Below are 18721 nucleotides of genomic sequence, written 5' to 3'. Positions count from 1 at the left end.
ACGGCCCAGCCGCCCGCCACGGCCCGGCGGAAGCTCACTCCGCGGGTTCGCCGCGCAGGGCGTTGCGCGCCTGGACGACGTAGAGGACGCCCGACCAGACGTAGAGGACGGCGCCCCAGATGGTGAAGGCGTACCCGATCGGCCGCGCGACCGCGGCGACGTCCGAGCCACCCTGCGCGAGCAGCAGGAACGGGAAGGCGTACATCAGGACGAAGGTGGCCCCCTTCCCGATGTAGGTGACCTCGGGCGGCGCGAAGCCCCGGCGGCGCAGGGTGACGACGCAGACGCCGAGCACGGCCTCCCGCAGCACCAGCGGCACGACGACCCACCACGGGATGATGTCCCGGACGAGGAAGGCGATCAGGGTGGCGAGGATGTAGAGCCGGTCGGCGGCGGGGTCGAGCAGCTGCCCGAGCCGCGACATCTGGTTGAGCCAGCGGGCGAGCTTGCCGTCGAGCCAGTCGGTCAGCGCGCTGAAGACGAGTAGGGCCAGCGCCCAGCCGTCCTCCCGGGGGCCGAGCAGCAGCCAGAGGAAGACGGGCACCCCGGCCAGCCGCAGCAGGGAGAGGATGTTGGGGACGTTCAAGGCCTGCCGCCACAGTGACGGTTCGGCGGCCTGAGCGGCGGGTTCGGGGGCGGCTGTGCTCACGGGGCCATTAAACAGCGGTCGGGGGTGCGGTCGCCCGGTGGTGCCGGGCGGGCCGGTGGGCCGGTCACGACGCGGACCGGCCGGGACGGGCGGGTACGCGGCGGTGGGACGCAGGCGCACGGCGGCGACTCGGGGCTGATCGGCGGCCGGGTGAGCCGGCGGGCGCCGGATTCGGCGGGGCGAAGAGGAGATCCCCCAGCGGCCTTCTGGCGCGGCAGGACGGGCCTCCCGGCGGCGGGTGGCGGCCGCCGGGCGTCCCGGGTGGTGCAGCCGGGCCACCCCATCGGCGCGGCCCGGCGTCACGCTCAGCTCGCGCGGCGGTGGCTCCAGCCGCGCCGCTGCAGCTCGGCGCTGGTGAGCGACTCGGGGCGGCCGCGGTAGTCGGTGCCCATCCAGCGGGCTCGGCCGGCTCGTCCTTCGAGGACGTACGGGCGGCCGCAGCACCACACGACGGTGCTCGGGACGGTCGGCGGACTGGAGGGGTCTTCGGTACTGGTCACAGCGTCGGCGTTCATCGCTCTCACGGATTCGGGACGGGTTCGGGGGACGGGAAGCCCTTCGGCCTCCACCAAGATCTTCGGCGCGCGCGGCCGGATTGTTAACCGTCGCGGGACGAATTAGACCGATCGATTCTTGATGACAGCGGGAGGTTTCGGAGCGTGAACGGAATGTTAATCGTCCATTGTGGACATCATTTCGGCGGCCACCGGACCGGGCCGCCCGGCCGCTGTTGTAATCTCCGGCACACCCGTGGGCGCACCTCGCCCGCAGGACCAGGACGACCGGCCGGCCCGGCGGGGAGGAAGGATCGCGGTGCCCCACCCGACCACCACGAGGACGTGGCTCGCGGCCTGCCTCGCCCTGCCCGTGCTCACCGCCTGCTCCGGTGATCCCGCCGCGCAGGCTCCCCCGGCTCCGCCGCCCGCGACCACGGCACCGTCCGTGACGACCTCGGCCGCCACCCCGCCGCCTCCGCCCGGCGGCACCGGCAGCGAGTCCGCGCCTGCCCCGGCGACCCGGCCGTCCGGGCCGCCGCCGTCGGTGCCCGGGTCGTGCGGCACCGTCACCGCCGCCAGCGGGCTGACGCTGTACGTCTTCGACAGCGGCTCCGCCGGGGTCAGCTGCGTCGCCGCGACGAAGCTGGTCGGCGACTTCCACCGCAAGATCGCCGGCCGCCAGGGCGCCGGCTCGAACGACGCGGTGAACGAGACCGTCGACGGCTGGCTGTGCACCTCCGGGCCGCCCGCCGCCCAGGGCGGCACCACCTGCACCAAGGGCGAGCAGACGGTCTTCGCCGCCGTCGTGCCGTCCGAGTGAGTCCCGTTCCGATCCGCTCCTGAAGGGCCCATGAAGACTCTCGCGTACCCCCTGCTGCTCGTCGCCGCGGCCGCCGCGCTGGCCGGCTGCGGCAGCGACCCGGCGCCCACCGCACCGTCCCCCTCCGCCGGCCCCGTCCCGGCCGCGGCCGCGGCGGCCGGGTCCACCGCGCCGGGCGTGCCGTGCGGCGACGTCACCGGGACGGGCGGCGCGAAGACGGCAGTCGTCGCGCACGGCAAAGTCGACTGCGCCGCCGCGACGAAGCTGCTCCGGGACTACTTCGCGAAGCTGACGCCGGCCGAGGTGAACGACGCCGACGGCCCCGGCCCGGTCGTCCTGGACGACTGGACTTGCGGCAGCGGCCCGAACGACCCGGTGACCGCCTGTTCGACCGAGGACGGCCGCCAGGTCGAGGGCACCCGCGGCTGAGGCTCAGGACTTGAGGTCCGGGAAGTCCTCCTCGCGGTACTCCGTCCCCTGGCCGCGCTTCGGGTCGCTCTCGCGGCCCCGCAGCTCGACGCGGCGGATCTTGCCGGAGATCGTCTTCGGCAGCTCCGCGAACTCCAGCCGCCGGATGCGCTTGTACGGCGCCAGGTGCTCGCGGCAGTACGCCAGGATCGACCGCGCGGTCTCCGCATCGGGTGAGAACCCGGCCGCCAGCACGACGTAGGCCTTGGGCACCGCGAGCCGGATCGGGTCGGGGGCCGGGACGACCGCCGCCTCGGCCACCGCTTCGTGCTCGATCAGGACGCTCTCCAGCTCGAACGGCGAGATCCGGTAGTCCGAGGCTTTGAACACGTCGTCGGTGCGCCCGACGTAGGTGATGTACCCGCGTTCGTCGATCGAGCCGACGTCACCGGTGTGGTAGAAGCCGCCGGCGAAGGCCGCCGACGTCCGCTCGTCGTCGTCGGCGTACCCGGTCATCAGGCCGACCGGCCGGTGCGCGAGGTCGAGGCAGATCTCGCCCTCCGTCGCGCGTTCGCCGCTGACCGGGTCGACCAGCGCCACCACGAAGCCGGGCAGCGGGCGGCCCATCGAGCCCGGCACGACGTCCTGGCCGGGCGTGTTGGCGATCTGGACGCTGCTTTCGGTCTGGCCGAAGCCGTCGCGGATGGTGACGCCCCATGCCTTCCGCACTTGGTCGATCACCTCGGGGTTGAGCGGCTCCCCCGCCCCGACGACCTTCTTCGGCGGTGCCGTCAGTGCGGTCAGGTCGGCCTGGATGAGCATCCGCCACACCGTCGGCGGCGCGCAGAAGCTCGTGACGCCGCAGCGGTCCATCTGCGCCATCAGCGCGCCGGCGTCGAACCGGTTGTAGTTGTAGAGGAACACCGTCGCCTCGGCGTTCCACGGGGCGAAGAAGTTGCTCCAGGCGTGCTTCGCCCAGCCGGGCGAGGAGATGTTCAGGTGGACGTCGCCGGGTTCCAGGCCGATCCAGTACATCGTGGAGAGGTGGCCGACCGGGTAGGAGACGTGCGTGTGCTGCACGAGCTTCGGCTTCGCCGTGGTGCCGGAGGTGAAGTAGAGCAGCAGCGGGTCGGCGGCCTTCGTCGGGCCGTCCGGGGCGAACTCCGGGGACTCGGCGAACGCGGCAGAGTACGGGTGCCAGCCCTCGACCGGCTCCCCCACCGCGATCCGCGTGTAGCCGCCCTCGACGCCGTCGAACTTCGGGGCGTCCACCGAGCGGACGACGACGTGCTTCGCCGCGCCGCGCTCGACCCGGTCGGTCAGGTCGGCCGGCCCGAGCAGCGTGGACGCCGGGATGATCACCGCGCCGAGCTTGATCGCGGCGAGGATCGTCTCCCACAGCTCGCCCTGGTTGCCGAGCATGAGGATCAGCCGGTCGCCGCGGCGGACGCCGAGGGAGCGCAGCCAGTTCGCCACCTGGTTGGACCGGGCGGACATCTCGGGGAACGTCCAGCGGTTCTCGCGGCCGTCCTCCTCGACGATCCAGAGCGCGTACCGCTGCGCGTTGGCCGGGTCGTGCGCGACGACGTCGAACCAGTCGATCGCCCAGTTGAACTCGTCGAACTCCGGCCAGGCGAACTCGCGGTACGCCGTGTCGTAGTCCTCGCGGTGGGCCTGCAGGTAGTCCCGCGCGACGCGGAACGCGTGGTGGACCTCCGAAGCGGACACGCTGCCTCTCCTCCTACTCGCCCTTGAACTCCGGCGGGCGGCGCTCCAGGAAGGCCTGGACCGCCTCGCCGAGGTCCTTGCTGGGCAGGAACGCCGAGTTCCAGGCGGCGACGTACCGGAGGCCGTCGGCGACCTGGCGCTCGGTGTTCGCCGCCAGTACCTGCTTCGTACCCTGCACCACCAGCGGCGGATTCGCAGCGATCTCCCCGGCGAGTTCGCGCGCGGCCCTCAGCAGCGTGTCCTGGTCCGGGTAGACGTCGTTGACCAGGCCGATCTTCTCGGCGCGGGCGGCGTCGATGTCCTTGCCGGTGAGGGCGAGCTCCCGCAGGTGCCCCTCGCCGATGATCGGGGCCAGCCGCTGCAGGCTGCCGAGGTCGGCGACGATGGCGACGCGCACCTCGCGGACGCTGAACTTCGCGTCGGCGCTGGCCAGCCGGACGTCGGCGGCCGCGACGACGTCGACCCCGCCGCCGATGCACCAGCCGGAGACGGCCGCGACGACCGGTTTGCGGCATTCCGCGATCGAGCTGACCGCCGCCTGCAGGGACCGGACCTGGTCGAGGAACGCCGTCCGCGGGCCGGCCAGGTTCTCGCCGCCGAGCATCGGCGCCCAGTCACCCATCATCGCGGGCAGGTCGAGGCCGTAGGAAAAGTGCCGGCCGCTGCCGGTCAGCACGACCGCCCTGACCTGCGGGTCGGCGTCCAGCGCGCGGAAGACCAGCGGCAGCTCGCGCCAGAAGTCCGGGCCCATCGCGTTGCCCTTCGACGGGCCGAGGAGCGTCACTTCGGCCACGGAGCCGTCGATGTCGACCTTGAGGGACACCAGGTCGGGCAGACTGTCAGCAGTAGCGGTCATGGGGGTCATCTTGACCCATGCCCGCGACGACCCGCCATTGGCACGGTGTCAATTGCCCCTCATGTCACTGTGTGATCGGAGCGGCACGCCGCTGTGCCAACCCGGTCGGGGGATGCTTTCCTGGAAGAATCGACGCCGACACGGGGAGGACGGTGGGACATGAGCCCGGCCAGCGCGACCGCGATCGAGACCGGACCTCCGTCCGCCCCCGCCCGGCGGGCCTCCCGCCCGATCGAACTGACCGGTTCGTTCGACCACGAGGGCCACCGGCTCTGGTACACCGAGTTCGGCAGCGGCGACAAGGTCGTCGTCCTCACCCACGGCATCATGCTGACCCGCCGGATGCACGCGCCGCTGGCGCGCCGGCTGGCCCGCGCGGGCTTCCGGGTGATCACCCTCGACCTGCTCGGCCACGGCGACTCCGACCGGCCGACCGAGTCGTGGCTGTATTCGATGCCCTCCTTCGCCGAGCAGACCCTGGCCCTGCTGGACCACCTCGAGGTCGAGTCGGCCGTGGTCGGCGGGACGTCGCTGGGGGCGAACGTCTCGCTGGAAGTGGCGGTGCTGGCGCCGTCGCGGACGCGCGGGCTGATCGTCGAGATGCCGGTGCTGGACAACGCGATCGTGGCCGGGCTGGTCACCTTCGCCCCGCTGCTGATGGCGGCCCGGTTCCTGCCCTTCACGGTGCAGGCGGTGGCGCTGGCGGCCTCGGTCGTCCCGCACGGCAACCAGTGGGTCGACGTCGTCACGGACACGCTCTCCCAGCGCCCGGCCCCGATGGCGGCCCTGCTGCACGGGGTGCTGTTCGGCCGGATCGCGCCGCCGAAGGCGGTCCGCCGCAAGATCAGCACCCGGGCACTGGTGATCGGTCACCAGGGCGACCCGATCCACCCCTTCGGCGACGCGGACACCCTGGCGGTCGACATGCCGGACGCGGAGTTCGTCCAGGCCCGCAGCCCGGTCGAACTGAGGTTCGACCCGAGCCGCCTCTCGGACGCGATCCGCGATTTCGCCGCGAGCTGCTACGAAGACTGACATGCCGTTGGTGTGGGTGACGGGCAACGCCGGAGCGGGCAAGTCGGCGGTCTGCGCGGTGCTGAAGGAGCGGGGCGAGGTCGCGGTCGACGCGGACAACGAGGGCTACCACCACTGGGCCGACCGGACGACCGGGCAGGTGGTCACCGTCCCGCCCGACCCGGTGCCGGCGGGCTGGCTCGACCGCTACGGGTGGCGGATCAACCGCGCCAAGGTCGAGGCCCTGGCGGCCCGGGCGGCGGGCGAGATCGTGTTCTTCTGCGGCTGCCCGGAGAACCACGAGGACGTGCGGGACCTGTTCGACCTGGTGATCTGCCTGGTGATCGACGAGGACACCCTCCGCCACCGGCTCCGGACCCGCACGTCGAACAGCTTCGGCAAGCACCCGGAGGAGCTGGCGGCCGCCCTCGCGGACAACGCCTACGTCCACCCCGGCGCCGCGATCATCGACGCCACCCGCCCCCTCCCCGAAGTCGCCGACGCCGTCCTCGCCGCCACCCGCTCCCCGGAACTCGCGTGATCAAACCCGGATTTCGCGTGATCGAACACGTAAGTCGCGTGATTGGAGACGGAACTCGCGAGTTCCGGCTTCAATCACACGTGTTCCGGCTTCGATCACGCGAGTCACGGGCCTGATCACGCGGGGGCGAGGCCGGCGACCGGGCCGATCACGATCACCGCCGGCGGGCGGACGCCCGAGGCCGCCGCGTCGGTGACCACTGTGTCCAATGTGGACCGGAGGGTGCGCTGGGTGCGCATGGTGCCGTCCTCGATGATCGCCACCGGGGTGGCGGCGGGGCGGCCGCCGTCCAGGAGGGCCTTGGCGAACTGCGGGAGCCGCTCGACGCCCATCATCAGCACGATCGTGCCCGTCATCCGGGCCAGCAGGTCCCAGTCGACCAGGGAGCGGTCGTCGCCGGGGGCGACGTGGCCGGAGACCACCACCACCTCGTGCGCGACGCCGCGGTGGGTGACCGGGACGTCCGCCACCGCCGGGACGGCGAACGCGCTGGTGATGCCGGGGACCATCGTCACCGGGACGCCGGCCTCGACGCAGGCGAGCACCTCCTCGAAGCCGCGGCCGAACAGGTACGGGTCGCCGCCCTTGAGGCGGACGACGAACTTGCCCTCCTTGGCGCGCTCGATCAGCGTGCTGTTGATGACTTCCTGGCTGGCCGCGCGGCCGTACGGGATCTTCGCCGCGTCGACGATCTCGACCTCCGGCGCGAGCTCGTCGAGCAGCTCGCGGGGCGCCAGCCGGTCGGCCACGACGACGTCCGCGCGCGCCAGCAGGCGCCGGCCGCGGACGGTGATCAGTTCCGGGTCGCCCGGGCCGCCGCCGACCAGCGCCACCCCCGGCAGGGTGCCCTCCGGGTGGGGCCGGCGGCCGTCTTCGATTGTGCCGTTGTGCAGGCCGTCGAGCATCGAGTCGCGGACCGCCGCCGAGCGCAGCGGCTCGCCGCCGGAGAGCACGCCGAAGAGCAGGCCGCCGTGGCGGCCGGACGCCGGGGTGACCGCCGAACCGGACTCGCCTTCGTCGGCGCGGACGCAGAACACCCGCTCCCGCTCGGCTTCGGCGCAGATCTCCGCGTTCACCGCCGGGTCGTCCGTGCAGGCCAGGGCGTACCAGGCGGCTTCGAGATCACCGGGAGCATAACGGCGTTCGTGCCAGACGAGCTCGCCCGCGTCCACCATCCCCTGCACCGACGGCGTCGTGTGCGGCGACACCAGTTCGACGCGGGCGCCCGCCGCGATCAGCCGGGGCAGCCGTCGTTGGGCCACGCTGCCGCCGCCGAACATCACGACGCGGCGGCCGGTGAGCTGGAGGCCGGAGAGGTAGTGCGGGTCGTCCATGCGCGGGAGTTTATTGGCGAGCGAGCCCTTCGCCAGCCCAGCGTGGGTCACGCCACCCGGAACACCGGCCCGCGGGCCGCGAACGGCAGCCGCGCACCCCGCGGCACCAGGTAGGCGTGCTCGCGGCGCGGCCGGACGTGGTCGCAGTACGCGTCGGTGATGATCAGGATCGGCCCGTCCGCCGGGAAGTCGGCCGCCCCCTGCAGCAGGTCGACGCCGGGTTGCAGGATCGTCCCTCCGCGCCCCCGCACCTTGACCCGCCCCGCGATGTCCTCCACCGCCAGATACCCGGCGTCGTAGGCGACGGCGTCGCAGAACACCACCCGCACCGCCGGCACGTCCCGGGCCAGCGCGTAGGACGCGATCGCGCCCAGTGCCTTGCCGAGCAGCTCGGCGTTCATCGACCCGGACGTGTCCAGCACGACGCCGAAGGTGACGCGCCGGTCGAGGCGTTCCGGGCGGACGCGGCCCGGGCGCGGGATGTCCGGGGTCGCCGCCTGGCGGCGGGACGCCCGCGCGTAGCTGCGCACCGGCAGCTCCACCCGCACGTGCTCGTCGAACCAGCGGGCCAGCTGCGCGTCCCACGGCAGCGGCGGGTGGTCGAGGGCCCGGATCTCCTGTTCCAGCCCGGCCGGCAGCAGGCCGCGACCCCGGGCGTGGTGGTACTCCAGGCCCTGGGTGAGCGCCCGGCGGTAGAACTCGTCGAGGTCGACGCCGTGGACGCGGTCACCCCACGGCATCGGCCGCGAGTTCCGCTTCGACGCCCGGCGCTGCACCGCGTCCGGTTCGGACAGCCAGTCGCCCAGCACGTCCCCGGCCTCGCGCGCGCCCAGGGTCACCAGCTTGCGGGCACGGCGGATGTCCGTCGTCAGCGTGTCGTACACCGACTCGGCCGACATCCCGGTGAGCTGCTGGTCGTGCAGGCTGCCGTGGGGCAGCTCGCCGACGCCCATCGAGACGAGCCAGCCGTTGATGACGTAGTCGCAGGCGACGTTCCACAGGTACGGGTCGCGGCCCAGCGCGCGGCGGTCGTGCCGCAGCGCGGCGTGCAGCATCTCGTGGGCCAGCACGAACCGCCACTCCTCGGCGGTCAGTGCCGCGCTCGGGTTGACGTAGATCTCGCCGTGCTCGGCGTCGACCGCGGCCAGGGTGATGTCCCAGGCGCGGACGACTTCGGCGTCGACGACCAGGGTGAATCCGGCCGCCACCGCGCCGAGCAAGGGGAACGACGAGACGAACCAGGACAGCGCGCGGTCCCACTCCCCCACGGCCCGCCGGTGGCGGGTCTGGCCGCGGGCGTCGGCGGCGCGTTCCATGGCCTCGGTGGCCGAGGCGATCAGCCCGCGGGCGAACCGTTCGGTCCAGGGTGCCGGCGTCCCGTGGTACTGCAGCTGCCAGCGGGACAGCGGCTCGCCGAGCACCAGGCACGGCCGTCCGGTGCCCAGGTCGGCGAACGGTGCCGGAACGCCGGTTTCGCGCCAGGCGCGGGTCAGGGCGAGCTCGTCGGTACCCGGGAGTTCGGGCAGGTCCAGCACCGGGGTCCCGACGCGGAGGGCCTCGGCGAACCGGTGGACGGCCACGCAGCACACGGCGGCGTAGACCGGATCGACCACCCGGTCCGGGACGATCGCCTCGGCCTCGGTCAGCCGGTCGTCGTCGAGGTGGCCGAGGCCGAGGTGCAGCAGCAGGTGCGCGAACACCCAGGCCCACTCGCCCGGTGCGGCATCCCGGGCGCGGTTCGGGGTGATCCCGCCGCGGTCGGTGACCACGGCCCAGCCTCCGCCGGTGCTCTCCGTGCTGAGGCGCGCGCCGCGCGCGAGGTGCTCCAGCACGGTGTTGCCGCACACCGCGGCCCAGCCGTCGGCGATGGCCTTGTTCCGGCGCTCGCGGCGCTCGGCTTCGACGCGGGCGTTGCTCATGCCCGCGCCGCCACCAGCCGCGGCAGGTCGCGGGCGGCTTCGACCAGGAACCACGCCGGCAGTCGCGGGTTGCCTGCCTCGTCGTCGGCGATGACCAGCTGGGCCATCTCCAGCGAAATCTCGGCCAGCTCGACGAGCAGGCTCTTGGCCCGGAAGGCGAACTGGCGGACGGCCGCCGAGGCGTGCCGCTTGTCCGCGGGCAGGTCCTTGACCAGCCGCGCGCGGAAGGTCTCGGCGAGGAAGTAGAGCAGGTCGCGGTCGGCCGGTCCGGCGGGCCAGCGCGCGTCACCCTTGAGGATCGCCTCGAGGTCGTAGGCGTGCCGGGCGACCTTGAGGTACGCGCGGAACGCTCCGGCGTGCGCCGGGGTGAGGGTCGCGTACGCGAGCAGGGCGATCGTCTCGTCGTCGGCCGGGTCGCCGGCGGAGTGGAGCAGGTCGGAGAGCATGTGCCAGGACCTCGGGGTCGAGAACGGCTCCTCGGTCTTGGGCGGCGGGCTCCAGAGGTGGTCCGGACGCTGGGTGAGGTACTCGATGACCCACGGGTGGATGCCGTGGCCGGCCGCCCAGGCGAGCCAGTCACCGGGCGCGGCCCGCAGGTGGACGTGCACCAGGCGGTTGACCAGGGCCGAGGCCATCGGCCGGGCCAGCGCCTGGTCGGTGGCGCGGTTGCCGGCCCCGATCACGACCGAACCCGGCGGCAGCTCGTAGGAGCCGATGCGGCGGTCGAGGATGAGCGAGTAGAACGCCTTCTGGACGTCGGGTGCCGCGGCGTTCAGCTCGTCGAGGAACAGGCAGTACGGCTCGTCGCGGGCGATCTGCTCCGGCGGGCAGAACCGGCTGCGGCCGCCCGTGATCTGCGGGACGCCGATCAGGTCTTCGGGCGCGAGCTGGGTGCCCAGCAGGGAAACGCACTCCAGGCCCAGTGCCGCCGCGAAGTCGCGCACCAGCGAGGACTTCCCGATCCCGGGCGCGCCCCAGAGGAACACCGGCCGCACGACGGCGGTGGTGAGCAGGAGCTCGGGCAGCCGGGCGGGCGTGACCGTGAGCTGGGCGTGCAAGCGTGGACCTCCTGATGTCAGGACATCCCCGTGCGACGCCCCCTTTCGTGCGCCCATGGTCGCGCGCCACCCGGCTTCGCGCACCCGAATTACTGCGCGCGACCCGCGGAGGGGTAGGGCAGCAAGGCCATCTCGCGCGCGTTCTTGATCGCCGTGGCGACCTGTTTCTGTTGCTGCGGCGTCAATCCCGTCACCCGGCGGGCGCGGATCTTGCCGCGGTCGGAGACGAACTTCCGCAGCAGGTCGACGTCCTTCCAGTCGACGTGGGTGATCTTGCTGGCGTGCAACAGGTTCACCTTGCGCTTGGCGGGACGGTCGCGGTTCGGCTTCGGCATGCGGCTCACCAGCTCGACTTCGCGACGCCGGGCAGCTCGCCGTTGTGCGCGGCCTGCCGCATCTTGACGCGGGACAGCCCGAACTTCCGCAGGTAGCCGCGCGGGCGGCCGTCCGCGGTGTCGCGGTTGCGGATCCGGGTCGGGCTCGCGTCGCGCGGCAGCTTCTGCAGCGCGACGACGGCCTCCGCCTTGGCCGCGGCCGACGAGCCCGGTGAGGCGATGACGGCCTTGAGCGCGCGGCGGCGTTCGACGTACCGGGCGGCGATCACCTTCCGCTGCTCGTTCTTCGCGATCTTCGACTTCTTGGCCATCAGCGCTCTTCCTTGAACTCGACGTGCTTGCGCGCGACCGGGTCGTACTTGCGCAGGACCATCCGGTCCGGGTCGTTGCGGCGGTTCTTCTTGGTGACGTACGTGTAGCCGGTGCCCGCGGTGGACCGCAGCTTGATGATCGGCCGGACGTCGGTGCTCTTCGCCATTACAGCTTCACCCCCTTCGCCTTCAGCTCGGCGACGACGGCCTCGATGCCGCGCTTGTCGATCGTCTTCATGCCCTTGGCGGACACGCGCAGCCGCACCCAGCGGCCCTCGCTGGGCACGAAGTAGCGACGGTTCTGCAGGTTCGGTTCCCACCGCCGGGACGTACGGCGGTGCGAGTGCGAGACCTGCTTGCCGTAGCCCGGCTTGCGGCCGGTGACCTGGCACACGGCGGACAAGGGCCCTCCCGAGTTGATAGTGATTGTCGTTTTCAGTTACTGTAGCGCACCGCACCCCGTCCGCATTCCTGGAGCCCCTGTGACCCACCACTCCCGCGTCCCGCTCGTCCTGGTGAGCGGTCTGGCGGCCAGGCCGAACGCCGCGCTCGCCGAGCTGCTGCGCGTGGCCGAGGCCGGTACCGCCGTCGTCCATCACGACCTGCGCGAGATCCACTCCGGCGTCGTCCGCCGCCGTCTGCAGCTCGGCGAGCGCGACGACCTGACCGTGCTCGAACTGGCCCACGGCTGCGTGTCCTGCACCCTGCGGGAGGACCTGCTCCCGCTGCTGCGGCGGCTGGCCCGGCGCCCGGACGTGACCCGGATCGTCGTCCGGCTCGACGAGGCGATGGAGCCGGAGCCGGTGAGCTGGGCGATCCGCAACGTCCTGGTCGGCGAGCACCCGGTGAGCGAGGACGTCGACCTGCGGGCCGTCCTCACCGTGGTCGACTGCGCGACCTGGCTCGCCGACGCGACCGGCGACGACGAGCTGGCCGACCGGAACCTGCAGGGCAGCCCCGAGGACGAGCGGACGGTCGCCCAGGTCGCGCTGTCCCAGGTGGAGTTCGCCGACGTCCTGGTGCTGGCCGGCGCGGCGACCGACGCGTGGAGCGCCGCCAAGGCGTCCGCGGTGCTCGACCGGGTGGCCCCTTCGATCCCGCGGGTCGAGCTGGCCCGGACCGACGGCGACGGTGTGCTCGCCGCGGTCCCGGCGGACGCCCGGCGCGGCGAGGTCACCGACATGCACGGCGCGCTGCTGCGCGGCGAACCGCCGCTGCACGACGACTGCGGCATCGCCCTGCTCACCTTCACCGCGCGGCGGCCGTTCCACCCGGAGCGGCTGCACGACGCGCTGGACGTCCTGCTCGACGGCGTCGTCCGCACCCGCGGGCGCGCGTGGGTGGCCAGCCGGCCCGACGTCGCGTTCTGGATCGAGTCGGCGGGCGGCGGACTGGGTCTCGGCCACGCCGGGCCGTGGCTCGCGTCGCCGGACGGTCCGGAGTGGACGGACGTCTCCCCCGAGCGCCGCACGCTGGCGTCCCTGCGGTGGGACCCGGTGCACGGCGACCGGGCGCAGGAGCTGGTCGTGGTGACGGACCAGACAACGCCCGACGAGATCGACGCGGCCCTGCGCGGCGCTCTACTGACCGACGAGGAACTCGCGGCCGGACCCGGAGCGTGGGCGCACTACCCCGACCCGTTCGGGGATTGGCACGAGGAGCCGTGCCAGGACACCGAACCCGACCCGGCGCGGCACTCCGCGGCGAACCGAAAGGAAGAACGATGAAGACCGGAATCCACCCCGACTACCACCCCGTGGTGTTCAAGGACTCGTCGACCGGCGACGCCTTCCTCACCCGCTCCACCATCACCTCCGACAAGACGATCGAGTGGTCCGACGGGAACACCTACCCGCTCGTCGTGGTCGACATCAGCTCGTGGTCGCACCCGTTCTGGACCGGCACCCAGCGGATCATGGACAGCGCCGGCCAGGTGGAGAAGTTCCACCGCCGCTACGGGAAGCGAGGCGACCGCTGATGGCCGTCCCCAAGCGCAAGACCTCCCGCAGCAACACCCGCTCCCGGCGGGCGCAGTGGAAGGCCGCCGTGCCGGACCTGGTGCCGATCAAGGTCGACGGCCAGGTCCAGCTGGTCCCCCGGCGGCTGATGAAGCACTTCCACACGCGGTGAGCGTTCCGGTCACGGTGCTGTCCGGCTTCCTCGGCGCGGGCAAGACGACGCTGCTCAACCACATCCTCGCCAACCGGGCGGGCCTGCGGGTCGCGGTGATCGTCAACGACATGAGCGAAGTCAACATCGACGCCGCGCTCGTCCGCTCGCAGGAGCGGCTGGTCGAGCTGACCAACGGGTGCATCTGCTGCACCCTGCGGGAGGACCTCCTCGAGGAGGTGGCGGCACTGTGCGCGGACGGCCGCTTCGACCACGTGCTCATCGAGTCCAGCGGCATTTCCGAACCGATGCCCGTGGCGGCGACGTTCACCTTCCTGGACGCCGTCGCCCACCTCGACACGATGGTGACCGTGGTCGACGCGGCGAACTTCGCCCGTGAGCTGGCAGCCGGCGACTCCCTCGTGGAGCGCCGGCTGGACCAGTACGCCGGTGACGAGCGGACGGTCAGCGACCTGCTGGTGGACCAGGTCGAGTTCGCCGACGTCCTGCTGCTGAACAAGACGGACCTGGTGCCTTCCGCCGGGGTGGACCGGCTGGTGGCGACCCTGCGGCGGCTCAACCCGGCCGCCGACGTCGTCACGGGCCGCTTCGGAAAGGTGCCGCCGGAGCGGGTCTTCGGGACCGGCCGGTACGACGCCGCCCGGGCTCAGCAGGCGCCGGGCTGGGTGGCCGAGCTGAACGGCGACCACGTGCCGGAGACCGAGGAGTACGGGATTTCCAGCGTGGTGTTCCGCGCTTCCCGCGCGTTCGACCCGGCGGCGCTGTGGGATTTCGTCACCCGGCGGCTGGATTCGGGCGAATTCGGGACGGTGCTGCGGTCCAAGGGGTTCTTCGCGCTGGCGTCCCGGCCCGGGGTGACGGGACTGTGGTCGCAGGCGGGCACGGTGGCGCGGTTCGAACCCCAGGGCGTGGCGGCCGAGCCGCGGCAGGAGCTGGTGTTCATCGGGGTCGACCTCGCGGGGGACGCGCTCCTGGCGGCACTGCGCGACTGCCTCGGCGACGTCGCCACCGGACCGGACCGGTTCCCCGAGTGGGAGCCGGTCATTTCCGTTGACGGCGGCGGGAAGATGGCGCCATGGACGGGCGGAGATACCTCGAGAAGCTGATTTCCGACGGCCTCGGCGCGGGCCGCGGGCAGCCGGAGTTCGGGCGCCAGGCCGGGTTCGACCGGCGGCTGATCCGGGGCGTGGCGATCGGCCTGGTCGCGGCCGGGGCGCTGGCGCAAGAGGACGCCGACCGGATCCTCGCCGACCTCGACGTGACCATGCAGCGGTCCGGATGGCTCAACGTCAGGCACGCGGAAGCATCGGCCACGGCCACCTCCGCGCCGGTGGCCGAGCGCGTGGGCGCCGAGCGGCCCGAGTGGCAGGAGGCGATCGAGGCGCCGCCCAAGCCCGTGCTGCGGCAGGTGGTTTCGCTGGCGGGCCGCACCATCGATGTCGGCGAGGTGACGGCGGACCTGGTCAGCCTGGAGGTGTGGTCGGCGTTCGTCGTCCTGACCTTCTCGCACGAGTACGAGGACCGCGATCCCGGCCGCTTGCGGCACCGCTTCCGGCCGGACGTGCAGTGGCGCGGGTGGGACGACACCGGGACGCAGTACCGGGCCCGCGGCGGCGGCGGGACCGGATCGAACGGCCTGCTCGTGGACCGGCGCACCTTCGAACCCGGGCCGACGGCGGAAGCCCGGGAGCTGACTCTGGCCGTCGAGTTCCCCGGTGGTCGGGACACGGTCGTGGTCCCGCTCGGCTGACCCTCACTGGTGGACGTTGGGGGTGGACAGATTCCGTCCGAGGCCAAGGCCGCTCTCAGTGGTCGTCGTAGTGGTCCTCGTGGACCGCGTGGCGGTGGCCGTCGTGCAGGTAGTCGACGTGCTCGCCGTGCGGGACGGCCACGTGGCCGCAGCCCTCGCCGTGCGTGTGGTCGTGCCCGGTGTGCGGGACGTGGCCGGTGATCTCGCACTCGTCGAAGTGGCCGTCGTGCGCCCGGTGCAGGTGCCCCTCGTGCACGTAGTCGATGTGGTCGCCGTGCGGGACCGCCGCGTGGCCGCAGCCCTCGCGGTGGACGTGGTCGTGGCCGGCGTGCACGACGTGCGGCATGGTCATCGGCTGTCCCTTCCCGGTGTGTCCACTTCGGACGCTAACACCGGGCCCCCGCGTCAGTACGGGCGAAAGCTCCCGGCTCACCCGATAGCGGCGCTCGCGTCCGAGTTGCTCAACCCAGGTTTATCAGTCTAGGTTGACGATTGTGACGGACGAGGAACTCCTCCGGGCGAGCAACGACCTGCGCGTCGCCCTGGGCCGGCTGGTCCGGCGGCTGCGTCAGGGGTACGTGGCCGGCGACCTCACCACCCCCGAACGCTCGGTCCTGTCCCGGCTCGACCGCGAGGGCCCGGCCACGCCGGGCTGCCTCGCCGATCTCGAACGCGTCAAACCGCAGGCCATGGGCGTCACCCTGGCCGGGCTGGTCGACCGCGGCCTGGTCGAGCGGCGCAAGGACGAGTCCGACGGCCGCAAGGTGGTCATGTCGGTGACCGAGGACGGCGTCCGGCTGCTGGTCGACAAGCGGTCGCGGACGACGCAGCTGATGGCCGACGCGCTGGCCGGGAAGTTCACCGAAGCCGAGCAGCGCGAGCTGATCGCGGCCATCCCGCTGATCGAGCGGCTGGCGGACGAGCTGTGAGCTACAAGTGGGTCGCGCTGTCCAACACCACGCTCGGCGTGCTGATGTCCGCGCTCGACGGCTCGATCGTGATCATCTCGCTGCCGGCCATCTTCCGCGGCATCGGGCTCGACCCGCTCGCCCCGGGCAACATCGGCTACCTGCTCTGGATGATCCTCGGCTACCTGCTGGTGCAGGCCGTGCTGGTGGTGACGCTGGGCCGGCTCGGCGACATGTTCGGCCGGGTCAAGATGTACAACCTCGGCTTCGTCGTGTTCAGCGCCGCGTCGGTCGCCCTGTCGTTCGACCCGTTCCACGCCGGCGCCGGCGCGCTGTGGCTGATCGGCTGGCGGGTCGTGCAGGCCGTCGGCGGGTCGATGCTGACGGCGAACTCCGCGGCCATCCTCACCGACGCCTTCCCGGCGCGGCAGCGCGGCATGGCGCTGGGCGTCAACCAGATCACCGCGCTCGCCGGGCAGTTCCTCGGCCTGGTCGTCGGCGGGCTGCTGGCCGAGATCGACTGGCGCGCGGTGTTCTGGGTCAGCGTCCCGTTCGGCCTGCTCGGCACCATCTGGTCGATCCGCAGCCTTCGCGAGGTGGGGACGCCGCGGCGCGCGAAGGTCGACTGGGGCGGCAACGTCACCTTCGCGGCCGGGACCGCGCTGCTGCTGGCCGCGATCACCTACGGCATCCAGCCGTACGGCGGCGCGGCCACCGGCTGGGGCAACCCGTGGGTGCTCGGCGGGATCGGCGCCGGCGTGCTGCTGCTCGTGCTGTTCGGCGTGATCGAAACACGCGTCGCCACGCCGATGTTCCAGCTTTCCCTGTTCCGGATCCGGGCGTTCGCCGCCGGCAACATCGCCGCGTTGCTGACTTCGGTCGCGCGTGGTGGCATGCAGTTCATGCTCATCATCTGGCTGCAGGGGATCTGGCTGCCCCTGCACGGCTACGACTACGAGCGGACGCCTCTGTGGGCGGGCATCCACCTGCTGCCGCTGACCGTGGGGTTCCTCATCGCCGGGCCGCTGTCGGGCTACCTGTCCGACCGCTTCGGCGCCCGGCCACTGGCCACCGGCGGCCTGCTGCTGGTCGCCGCGGCCTTCCTCGGGCTGCTGGCGTTGCCGGTGGACTTCTCCTACCCGGCGTTCGCCGCCCTGCTCGTGCTGAGCGGCGTCGGCCAGGGCATGTTCGCCGCGCCCAACACCTCGGCGATCATGAGCAGCGTGCCCACCGAGCAGCGCGGGGTCGCCTCCGGCATGCGGGCGACGTTCCAGAACTCCGGGACGTCGCTGTCGATCGGGGTGTTCTTCTCGCTGATGATCGCCGGGCTGGCCACGTCCCTGCCCCAGACGCTGACGGGCGGGCTGCAGGCCCACGGCGTCCCGGCACCGGTGGCCGACGGCGTCGCGCAGCTGCCGCCGGTCAGCACGCTGTTCGCCGCGTTCCTCGGCAGCAACCCGGTCGGGCACCTGCTCGGCCCGGACGTCCTGAACGCGCTCGCGCCTGCCGACCGCGCGACGCTCACCGGCGGGTCGTTCTTCCCGCAGCTGGTGTCGGCACCGTTCCACCACGGCCTGGTGGTCGTGTTCACCGCGGCCGCGGCGATGGCCGTGGTCGCCGCGATCGCCTCCGCCTCCCGCGGGGCGCGGTACCTGCACTCCTCCGAAAACTCCCTTGAAGAAAACTCCCGTGAAGAAGCGAAGGAGAACCGATGAAGGACGAGATCGTCGCCGGGACGGTCACCATCTCCGGCCACGGCGGGGACGAGCTCGAGGCGTACCTGGCGAAACCGACCGACGCTGCCCCGCGCGGCGGCGTCGTGGTGATCCACCACCTGCCCGGCTACGACGCGGCGACGAAGGAGATGGTGCGCCGCTTCGCCGTCGAGGGCTACAACGCGCTCTGCCCGAACCTGTACACGCGAGAAGCACCGGGAGCCGACCCGGACGACGCGGCGGCGACGGTCCGCGCGGCCGGCGGCGTCCCCGACGACCGCCTGGTGGGTGACGTCTCGGGTGCGGCGGACTACCTGCGCGCGCTGGAGAACGCGAACGGCCGGATCGGCGTCATCGGGCACTGTTCCGGCGGCCGCCACGCGTTCCTGTCCGCGTGCTCCCTGGACCTCGACGCGGCGGTGGACTGCTACGGCGCGTTCGTCGTCAACGACCCGCCCGAGGCCATGAGGATGATGAAGCCGCTGCTCGGGCTGACCCCGCAGCTGTCCTGCCCCCTGCTGGGCATCTTCGGCGCCGAGGACCAGTTCCCCGGCCCGGACGAGGTGGCCGTGCTGGCCGCCGAGCTGGAGAAGCACGGCAAGGAGCACGAGTTCCACACGTACGCGGGCGCCGGCCACGCGTTCTTCGCCGTCGACCGCCCGAGCTACCGCCCCGAAGCCGCCAAGGACGGCTGGGAACGCATCCTCGACTTCTACGCCCGCACGCTCACCGCCTGAGAGGACCGCCC

The 18721-nt window shown here is 72.5% G+C and carries 24 protein-coding genes; 12 read left to right on the top strand and 12 right to left on the bottom strand.

Annotated features, from left to right (window positions below):
• Nucleotides 1–34: 34 nt before the first annotated feature.
• Together ABZX11_RS24410 and ABZX11_RS24405 are read right to left on the bottom strand one after the other, a co-directional pair.
• A complete protein-coding gene (locus tag ABZX11_RS24410) occupies nucleotides 35–649 on the bottom strand; it encodes a CDP-alcohol phosphatidyltransferase family protein (protein WP_176169411.1) in 615 nt (204 codons plus the stop codon).
• A 305-nt stretch (nucleotides 650–954) separates the two neighbouring features.
• Nucleotides 955–1164 carry a hypothetical protein gene (locus ABZX11_RS24405; protein WP_033260629.1) on the bottom strand — a complete coding sequence of 70 codons (210 nt, stop codon included), beginning with the start codon at nucleotides 1162–1164 and terminating at the stop codon, nucleotides 955–957.
• 298 nt (nucleotides 1165–1462) lie between these two features.
• On the opposite strand from ABZX11_RS24405, the gene ABZX11_RS24400 reads away from it, so the two are divergent.
• Nucleotides 1463–1966, top strand: coding sequence for a hypothetical protein (locus tag ABZX11_RS24400; RefSeq protein WP_176169410.1), 504 nt, complete (start codon nucleotides 1463–1465; stop codon nucleotides 1964–1966).
• A gap of 30 nt (nucleotides 1967–1996) precedes the next feature.
• Nucleotides 1997–2395, top strand: coding sequence for a hypothetical protein (locus ABZX11_RS24395; protein ID WP_354916660.1), 399 nt, complete (start codon nucleotides 1997–1999; stop codon nucleotides 2393–2395).
• Between the two features lie 3 nt (nucleotides 2396–2398).
• Here the strand turns inward: ABZX11_RS24395 and ABZX11_RS24390 are convergent, their stop codons facing one another.
• Together ABZX11_RS24390 and ABZX11_RS24385 are read right to left on the bottom strand one after the other, a co-directional pair.
• The gene (locus ABZX11_RS24390) at nucleotides 2399–4102 is read right to left on the bottom strand and encodes an AMP-binding protein (RefSeq protein WP_354916657.1); all 1704 of its coding nucleotides are present in this window, start codon (nucleotides 4100–4102) and stop codon (nucleotides 2399–2401) included.
• A gap of 13 nt (nucleotides 4103–4115) precedes the next feature.
• A complete protein-coding gene (locus ABZX11_RS24385) occupies nucleotides 4116–4958 on the bottom strand; it encodes a crotonase/enoyl-CoA hydratase family protein (RefSeq protein WP_354916655.1) in 843 nt (280 codons plus the stop codon).
• A 159-nt stretch (nucleotides 4959–5117) separates the two neighbouring features.
• Between ABZX11_RS24385 and ABZX11_RS24380 the strand changes: the two genes are divergently transcribed.
• The gene (locus ABZX11_RS24380; RefSeq protein WP_176169407.1) at nucleotides 5118–5993 is read left to right on the top strand and encodes an alpha/beta fold hydrolase; all 876 of its coding nucleotides are present in this window, start codon (nucleotides 5118–5120) and stop codon (nucleotides 5991–5993) included.
• A 1-nt stretch (nucleotide 5994) separates the two neighbouring features.
• Complete coding sequence (locus ABZX11_RS24375) at nucleotides 5995–6513, top strand: AAA family ATPase (RefSeq protein ID WP_354916653.1); 519 nt, start codon at nucleotides 5995–5997, stop codon at nucleotides 6511–6513.
• Between the two features lie 116 nt (nucleotides 6514–6629).
• Here ABZX11_RS24375 and cobA read toward each other — a convergent pair whose 3' ends face one another.
• From cobA to rpmB, 7 genes are all read right to left on the bottom strand, one after another.
• The gene (gene cobA / locus ABZX11_RS24370; RefSeq protein ID WP_354916651.1) at nucleotides 6630–7847 is read right to left on the bottom strand and encodes a uroporphyrinogen-III C-methyltransferase; all 1218 of its coding nucleotides are present in this window, start codon (nucleotides 7845–7847) and stop codon (nucleotides 6630–6632) included.
• Nucleotides 7848–7894: 47 nt separating this feature from the next.
• On the bottom strand, nucleotides 7895–9766 hold the full coding sequence (locus ABZX11_RS24365) for a hypothetical protein (RefSeq protein WP_354916649.1): 1872 nt from the start codon (nucleotides 9764–9766) through the stop codon (nucleotides 7895–7897).
• A complete protein-coding gene (locus ABZX11_RS24360) occupies nucleotides 9763–10824 on the bottom strand; it encodes a MoxR family ATPase (protein WP_354916647.1) in 1062 nt (353 codons plus the stop codon). The genes ABZX11_RS24365 and ABZX11_RS24360 overlap by 4 nt, the downstream gene beginning before the upstream one ends.
• 89 nt (nucleotides 10825–10913) lie before the next feature.
• On the bottom strand, nucleotides 10914–11168 hold the full coding sequence (rpsR, locus tag ABZX11_RS24355) for a 30S ribosomal protein S18 (protein ID WP_176169403.1): 255 nt from the start codon (nucleotides 11166–11168) through the stop codon (nucleotides 10914–10916).
• On the bottom strand, nucleotides 11165–11470 hold the full coding sequence (gene rpsN, locus ABZX11_RS24350) for a 30S ribosomal protein S14 (protein WP_176169402.1): 306 nt from the start codon (nucleotides 11468–11470) through the stop codon (nucleotides 11165–11167). Before rpsN ends, rpsR begins: the two co-directional genes overlap by 4 nt.
• Entirely contained in the window at nucleotides 11470–11637 is a 168-nt protein-coding gene (gene rpmG, locus ABZX11_RS24345; protein ID WP_003091682.1) for a 50S ribosomal protein L33, read from the bottom strand. Before rpmG ends, rpsN begins: the two co-directional genes overlap by 1 nt.
• Nucleotides 11637–11873, bottom strand: a complete 237-nt coding sequence (gene rpmB / locus ABZX11_RS24340; protein ID WP_003091680.1) for a 50S ribosomal protein L28 — start codon at nucleotides 11871–11873, stop codon at nucleotides 11637–11639. Before rpmB ends, rpmG begins: the two co-directional genes overlap by 1 nt.
• 79 nt (nucleotides 11874–11952) lie before the next feature.
• Between rpmB and ABZX11_RS24335 the strand changes: the two genes are divergently transcribed.
• The 5 genes from ABZX11_RS24335 to ABZX11_RS24315 are packed head-to-tail and all read left to right on the top strand — an operon-like array spanning nucleotide 11953 to nucleotide 15350.
• Nucleotides 11953–13197, top strand: coding sequence for a GTP-binding protein (locus tag ABZX11_RS24335; RefSeq protein ID WP_354916643.1), 1245 nt, complete (start codon nucleotides 11953–11955; stop codon nucleotides 13195–13197).
• Nucleotides 13194–13448 carry a type B 50S ribosomal protein L31 gene (locus tag ABZX11_RS24330; protein ID WP_354916640.1) on the top strand — a complete coding sequence of 85 codons (255 nt, stop codon included), beginning with the start codon at nucleotides 13194–13196 and terminating at the stop codon, nucleotides 13446–13448. The genes ABZX11_RS24335 and ABZX11_RS24330 overlap by 4 nt, the downstream gene beginning before the upstream one ends.
• Nucleotides 13448–13600 (top strand): 50S ribosomal protein L32, encoded by a 153-nt coding sequence (gene rpmF, locus ABZX11_RS24325; RefSeq protein WP_176169398.1) that lies wholly within the window; start codon nucleotides 13448–13450, stop codon nucleotides 13598–13600. The genes ABZX11_RS24330 and rpmF overlap by 1 nt, the downstream gene beginning before the upstream one ends.
• Nucleotides 13597–14706, top strand: a complete 1110-nt coding sequence (locus ABZX11_RS24320) for a GTP-binding protein (RefSeq protein ID WP_354916637.1) — start codon at nucleotides 13597–13599, stop codon at nucleotides 14704–14706. The genes rpmF and ABZX11_RS24320 overlap by 4 nt, the downstream gene beginning before the upstream one ends.
• Complete coding sequence (locus ABZX11_RS24315) at nucleotides 14676–15350, top strand: hypothetical protein (RefSeq protein ID WP_354916634.1); 675 nt, start codon at nucleotides 14676–14678, stop codon at nucleotides 15348–15350. The genes ABZX11_RS24320 and ABZX11_RS24315 overlap by 31 nt, the downstream gene beginning before the upstream one ends.
• Nucleotides 15351–15405: 55 nt before the next feature.
• On the opposite strand, the gene ABZX11_RS24310 is transcribed toward ABZX11_RS24315, so the two are convergent.
• Nucleotides 15406–15702 carry a hypothetical protein gene (locus ABZX11_RS24310; protein WP_354916631.1) on the bottom strand — a complete coding sequence of 99 codons (297 nt, stop codon included), beginning with the start codon at nucleotides 15700–15702 and terminating at the stop codon, nucleotides 15406–15408.
• 142 nt (nucleotides 15703–15844) lie between these two features.
• Between ABZX11_RS24310 and ABZX11_RS24305 the strand changes: the two genes are divergently transcribed.
• From ABZX11_RS24305 to ABZX11_RS24295, 3 genes are read left to right on the top strand one after another with little or no spacing between them, the layout of a single operon-like run.
• Entirely contained in the window at nucleotides 15845–16279 is a 435-nt protein-coding gene (locus ABZX11_RS24305) for a MarR family transcriptional regulator (protein ID WP_254896596.1), read from the top strand.
• Nucleotides 16276–17973, top strand: a complete 1698-nt coding sequence (locus tag ABZX11_RS24300) for an MFS transporter (protein ID WP_354916628.1) — start codon at nucleotides 16276–16278, stop codon at nucleotides 17971–17973. Before ABZX11_RS24305 ends, ABZX11_RS24300 begins: the two co-directional genes overlap by 4 nt.
• A complete protein-coding gene (locus ABZX11_RS24295; protein ID WP_176169392.1) occupies nucleotides 17970–18710 on the top strand; it encodes a dienelactone hydrolase family protein in 741 nt (246 codons plus the stop codon). Before ABZX11_RS24300 ends, ABZX11_RS24295 begins: the two co-directional genes overlap by 4 nt.
• The last annotated feature ends 11 nt before the right edge of the window (nucleotides 18711–18721 follow it).

Source organism: Amycolatopsis sp. NPDC004169 (assembly GCF_040610315.1).
GTDB lineage: Bacteria > Actinomycetota > Actinomycetes > Mycobacteriales > Pseudonocardiaceae > Amycolatopsis.
The sequence above is the reverse complement of the archived record's forward strand: the minus strand, read 5'-3'. Positions and strand labels throughout refer to the sequence as shown.